General features: G+C 46.4%; 1 protein-coding gene and 1 pseudogene. Both read right to left on the bottom strand.

Features of this window, described 5'->3' with window-relative positions:
• Positions 1 to 190 precede the first annotated feature (190 nt).
• Positions 191 to 2,644: pseudogene (locus NTX75_00260) on the bottom strand (PAS domain S-box protein).
• Positions 2,645 to 2,854: 210 nt separating this feature from the next.
• Positions 2,855 to 3,220: hypothetical protein (locus NTX75_00255; protein MCX5814662.1), on the bottom strand; the 366-nt coding region annotated here is incomplete at its 5' end.

The raw sequence follows: 3,220 nt of genomic DNA, 5'->3' as shown, positions 1-3,220 counted from the left end.
TTAACGACAGGGAAGCGTAGCCCTGAATCCCCATGAGCAGATTGTTGAAGTCATGCGCAATGCCGCCCGCCAGTGTCCCGATGGATTCCATCTTGTCTGCATGCTGCAACCGCGCCTCCAGTTTACGCTTTTCCTCCTCCGTCTGCTTACGTTCGGTAATGTCACGAACAATAGCCTGAAGGTAGTATTTACCTATATTGCTAAAGGCGTTCAGGCTGACCTCTGCATCAAATAGAGTTCCATCGTAACGACTGTGCTTCCATTCAAAGGACTGTGTCTGACCTCTGAGCGCCGCATCGATCTTCTCCTGTGCTTTCTCCGCGGATTTTCTTCCATCAGGCTGAACTTCCGGGGAAAACAGGTAAGGAGGCTGCCTGACGATCTGTTCCCTGGTACAACCAAACATCTCCAAGGTCTTTGAGTTGCAGTCAATAAAGATATCCTGATCCATCAAGAAAATAGCATCGTTGGCAGACTCGAAAAGGGTCCGGAATTTGGATTCGCTTTCCCGCAGCTCCTCTTCCGCCCGCTTTCGGGTGGTTATGTCCTCCAGGGTTCCTTCATAGCGAATGGTTACACCCTCTTCATCCCTCACCGCCCGGGCGTTTAAGGATGCCCATACAGTGTTTCCGTCTTTGTTGATGAGTTGTGTCTCAAATCCCTTGATAACCCCCTTCCTTTCAAGGGTGTTTTTGTATGTTTCGCGGTCTTCCAGATTCACATAATGCTGTCTGCCGATATCGGTGATCTGCTCCATGAGTTCCTGCGGGGAATCATATTTGAAGAGCTTTGCCAGGGCAGGATTTGCGGAGATGAATCTTCCCTCCGATGTGGTCTGGAAGATGCCTTCTACGGCATCTTCAAACAGGGAGCGGTATTTGGCTTCGCTCTCCCGCAGGGCCTCCTGCGCCTGCTTGCCTGCTTGTTCGGCAGACAGGCGCTCGGTGATGTTCTGAGAAGTGGTTTCATAGTAAAGTATGGTACCCGAATTATCACGGATAACACGTGAATTCATGGAAACCCATATTGTGCTTCCGTTTTTGGTATAATGCTCTACCTCGAAGCCTTCAATAAATCCATCGTTTTCTATCAGTTCTTTCAACCGTTTCCGGTCTTCGGGGTGAACATATATCTGATGACCCATGTCTGTGACCAACCGTGTCATCTCTTCTTCCGACTTATAACCGTACATCTTAGCTCCGGCAGGGTTGATACTCAAGTAATGACCATCTGGAGTGGTTCGGAAAATTCCCATGACAGCATTTTGAAAGATACCACGGTATTTCTCTTCGCCTTCCCGCAGGGCCTCCTCCATCTGCTTGCGGGAGGTGATGTCTTCTATCGTGCCCTCATAGTAGAGTAGTTGACCGTTCTCATCATAAACAGAGCGGTCATTGATAGATGCCCAGAAGGTGCTCCAGTCTTTTTTTCTCAGTTGTAGTTCAAAGCTTGTTACTAAGCCTTTTTCTTGAATGATACAGAGAAACTCATTACGCTCATCAGGATTCACATAAATCTGCATGCTAATATCTGTGATTGTCTCAATCAATTCTTCCGGTGAACTATACCCTAATATACGTGCCAGTACAGGATTGACAGTAAGAAAACGTCCTCCAGGTGTTGTCTGGAAGATGCCTTCCACGATATTCTCGAAGATATTGCGGTATTTGGCTTCGCTCTCCCGCAGGGCCTCCTCGCGGCGAGCGATAACCTCTGTTTTCTTTCGGACCAGTGTTCGCAGCCTTACATTCCAGGCCCACACCCACAGTGATAACAACAGAATGCCTCCGGCAGCAGCAGACAACGGCCAGAGATAGCGTTCCAAAAACGATTCTTGATGGCTGAATTTTGTTCCCAGCCATTTCGTGCTGATTTTATCCAGTACACCCGACTTCCTGACCTTATTGATTCCCTTGTTCAGGATGTGGGCGAGGATGGCGTTATCCTTGTTCGACGCCATGCAATTCATGCCGATGTAAAGCGGTTCACCCACCTTCTTGATATAAGCTGTCAGCCGGTTGCTGAAAATGTGGTAAAAGACGATCTGTTCGTCGCCTATGACTGCATCTGCCTTGCCTGCTATGACCATATCGGTGGCTTCGGCAAAGTCCTTCGTGTCCAGTGTATTGAAACGTATCTTTTTGGATTCCAGGAAATCCCTGGCATAGTCCCCTTTCTGTATGGCAATTGTCTTGCCGTTCAGATCGTTGAGATCCTTGATATCCGTTCGTTCTGTCCTGACAAAAATCGACACGGGAACGTCAAAAATGGTTCCGGTAAACTCGAATTTCTCTTTCCTCTTGTCACTGTAGAAAAGGCTGGTGAGTATATCTGCCTTGCCTGAAAGAACGGCTTCCTGTGCCTGCTGAAATGTCATATCTGTGAACACCGGCTTGAAGCCCATTTCCACGGCCATCCAGCGGGCAATGTCGAGCATCATGCCTTCGTGCTGTCTGTTTGCATCTGTGAACTCAAAGGGAGGGTATCGTGTCTGGCTGACAAAAACGATTGTGCCTTTTGTGCGAAGGTATTCCTTCTCCTCGCTTGAAAGATTGATTGCATGAACTTGTGATATGGAAAGGAATAAAAAGATTATGGAGAAACAGCACGCCCAGAGAAAACTCGCTTTTTTGGTTATGACCATTCTACTCCTTTCTAATAAATTGATGTTCCCTTCATACTTGTACCAGACTGAAAGTTGGTTTTTCTATTGTTCTTTACGCTTATTCTTATCTTCGATTATACATATAAGGGCTAATGATTGCCATTAGAAATATACACTATTTCAAGAATCATTACTTCCGACTTCCCGTTCCACCTGCCAATGGCGCATTTGGTATCTAAAAACATTTATTCATTTCTTTTTATAGTACTCAGGATACAATTTTGCTGCACACTCCGGGCAGATACCATGGGAAAATTCCGCTTCCGAATGGTCTCTTATGTAAATCTCCATCTGTTCCCAGTATCCTTTATCATTGCGTATTTTTTTACAGGAAGCACAAATGGGGAGCAATCCACTTAAAGTTTTGACTTTGGAAAGCGCTTCCCTGAGCTCCAGAATGAGCCTCTCCCGTTCCTCCTCCGCCCGTTTGCGCCGTATCGATAAAAATGTGATGATTCCCCCGATGGCAATAAACAGAGCAACTCTTATCAATGCCTGCAATATGATGTTACTGTCTGATGTAAAGGTGAGAATGAGGAAGAAATAAATAATAGC

This window comes from Pseudomonadota bacterium, from assembly GCA_026388315.1.
Taxonomy (GTDB): domain Bacteria; phylum Desulfobacterota; class Syntrophorhabdia; order Syntrophorhabdales; family Syntrophorhabdaceae; genus MWEV01.
The sequence above is the reverse complement of the archived record's forward strand: the minus strand, read 5'-3'. Positions and strand labels throughout refer to the sequence as shown.